This window comes from Nonomuraea sp. NPDC049141 (assembly GCF_040648415.1).
Lineage (GTDB): Bacteria > Actinomycetota > Actinomycetes > Streptosporangiales > Streptosporangiaceae > Nonomuraea.
In genome coordinates, this window is record NZ_JBEZDR010000156.1 from 1 (window position 1) to 2,070 (window position 2,070).

Consider the following 2,070-nt stretch of genomic DNA (forward strand, 5'->3'; position numbering starts at 1 on the left):
GTGCCGGTGACCAGCTCCAGCGTGCCGGTGGTGCCGTCCAGCAGGTACGACCCGGCCAGCCACCGGTCGCCGGTCAGCTCCACCCGCACCCGGCCCGGGCCGACGGGCAGCCCGGCCAGCGCGTCGACCGACAACAGCCGGGCCATCGGCGCGGAGGAACCCGGCCGGGCCACCTGCGCCTCGACGTGCACCGCCAGGTCGGTCAGCCACAGCTCCGGCGCCTCGTCGACGGGCACCTGCACCGTGACCCGCTCCACCTGGTCGACGTGCCGGCCGAAGAACTGCAACAGCAGCGCCCGGGCGACCGGGTCGGCGGCGAGCAGGTCACCGGCGGTGAGCGTGCCGCCGTGGTCGTCGATGCGGTAGATCACGGCACCGGTGACCGTGCCGCCCGTGCGGGCCGTCAGCAGCCAGTGCTCGTCGCGGTCGCGCAACCCCACGTCCCGGTAGCTGGGGAAGATCGCGAAGCCGTGCCGCTCGTTCAGGCACCGCTCGGTGAACCGGCGCCAGTCCTGGTAGCCCTCGCCGATACGCTGCCAGCCGACCTCGCCGGGCAGGTCGGCACCGAGCAGCTCGCCCAGGTCGGCCGGCGAGAACGTGACCGTACGCGGCTTCGGCAGCCCCACGTAGCCGAACCGGGCGTAGAACGACGGCCGGAACGGGTAGAGCGCGCTGAGCTGGTGCCCCTCGTCGCGCATCTCGTCGAGGAGGCGGTGCAGCAGGGTGCGTACGTGCCCGCGCCGGCGGGCCAGCGGATGGGTGGCGACCCCGGCGACGCCGGCCATCGGCAGCACCTCGCCGCGTACGTTCTGCCGCATCGGGATCGCCGAGGCGGCGGCCAGCGTGACGCCGCCCTCCTCGACGACCAGCGTCCGGTTGCCCTCGTTGTAGGGCAGGTAGCCGCGGAACTCCTCCGCCCGGGCCGCGCTGCGCGGCGACGCCTCGAAGGCGTACGCGCCGAGCGCGAAGCTGGTGGACAGTCTCTCTTCGGCGTTCACCCGGCGGACGGTCATCCGCCCATCCCATCCCGGCCCGGCGGTCGCCGCAACCGCAATCGCCGGTGACCGGACCGGCGGACGGTCAGCCGATCGGCAGGTGTCGAAGGTGCCGGCGGCGGCGCAGCCGGACGCTGAACACGGTCGCCACGGTGCCGATCAGCAGCGCGGTGACGGCCAACCCGTGCAGCGACCCCCGCGTCAGGTAGCCGGAGTCGGTGTGGTCCACGGCCCAGGTGGCGATCTCCCGGCTGGACCAGAACGGGGTCAGCTTCGCGCCGGTGCCGGCCGGGTCGATCAGCATCTGCACCGCCACCACGGTGAGCAGCAGCAGCGTCCCCTCCAGCTCGCGGGGGAGCAGGGCGCCGATCAGCATCCCGAACGGCGCGGCCACGCCCACGCAGCAGAGCATCGCCACCGCCACCCCGCCGTGCCGCAGCTCGGGCGCGTCGACGACGGTGAGCACGAAGAACGGCACGGACAGGATGAGCCCGGTCGCCCACAGGCCGAGCATCCGGCCGAGGTAGAGGTCGTGCGGGCGGTAGCCGGCCAGCCGCAGCCGGGGCTCCAGTTCGCGGGCCGCGCCGGTGGCGAAGAGGGCGGCGGTGCTGACGGCCCAGCTGATGCCGAGCAGCAGCGAGCGTACGGACTGTCCGACGTGCGAGTCCCGCCGGATCAGCCAGAACGCCAGCGGCATCAACAGCAGCAGCAGGAGCACGCCCCGACGGCGCAGCAGCTCCCGCAGGGTCATCTCGGCGACGGTGACGAGCCGGTTCACGCACGCCCTCCCTGGGTGGCCGGGGTCAGGTCGAGCACCAGGTCGACCCGGTCGAGCTGGTTGAGCAGGTGGGTCACCACGACGATCGCCCGTCCCTCGTCGCGCAGCCGGGCGAGCTGGTCCCAGAAGTTGACGTACGTGCCCTGGTCGAAGCCCTGGTAGGGCTCGTCGAGCAGCAGCACGTCCGGCTCGCTGAGGGTGGACATGGTCAGGTTCAGCTTCTGCCGGGTGCCGCCGGAGAGGTTGCGGGCGAGGACGTCGCCGTCGGCCTCCCAGCCGAGGTGGCGGGCCGCCGCC

Annotated in this window: 3 protein-coding genes; all 3 read right to left on the bottom strand. The window is 73.5% G+C overall.

Features of this window, described 5'->3' with window-relative positions:
• The coding region (locus AB0B91_RS65395) for a GNAT family N-acetyltransferase (protein ID WP_358343084.1) at positions 1 to 1,013 on the bottom strand (1,013 nt) is incomplete at its 3' end.
• A gap of 67 nt (positions 1,014 to 1,080) precedes the next feature.
• Positions 1,081 to 1,773: a hypothetical protein gene (locus AB0B91_RS65400; protein ID WP_089002505.1), complete on the bottom strand. Its 693-nt coding sequence runs from the start codon at positions 1,771 to 1,773 to the stop codon at positions 1,081 to 1,083.
• Positions 1,770 to 2,070: ATP-binding cassette domain-containing protein (locus tag AB0B91_RS65405; RefSeq protein ID WP_358343087.1), on the bottom strand; the 301-nt coding region annotated here is incomplete at its 5' end. The genes AB0B91_RS65405 and AB0B91_RS65400, both read right to left, overlap by 4 nt.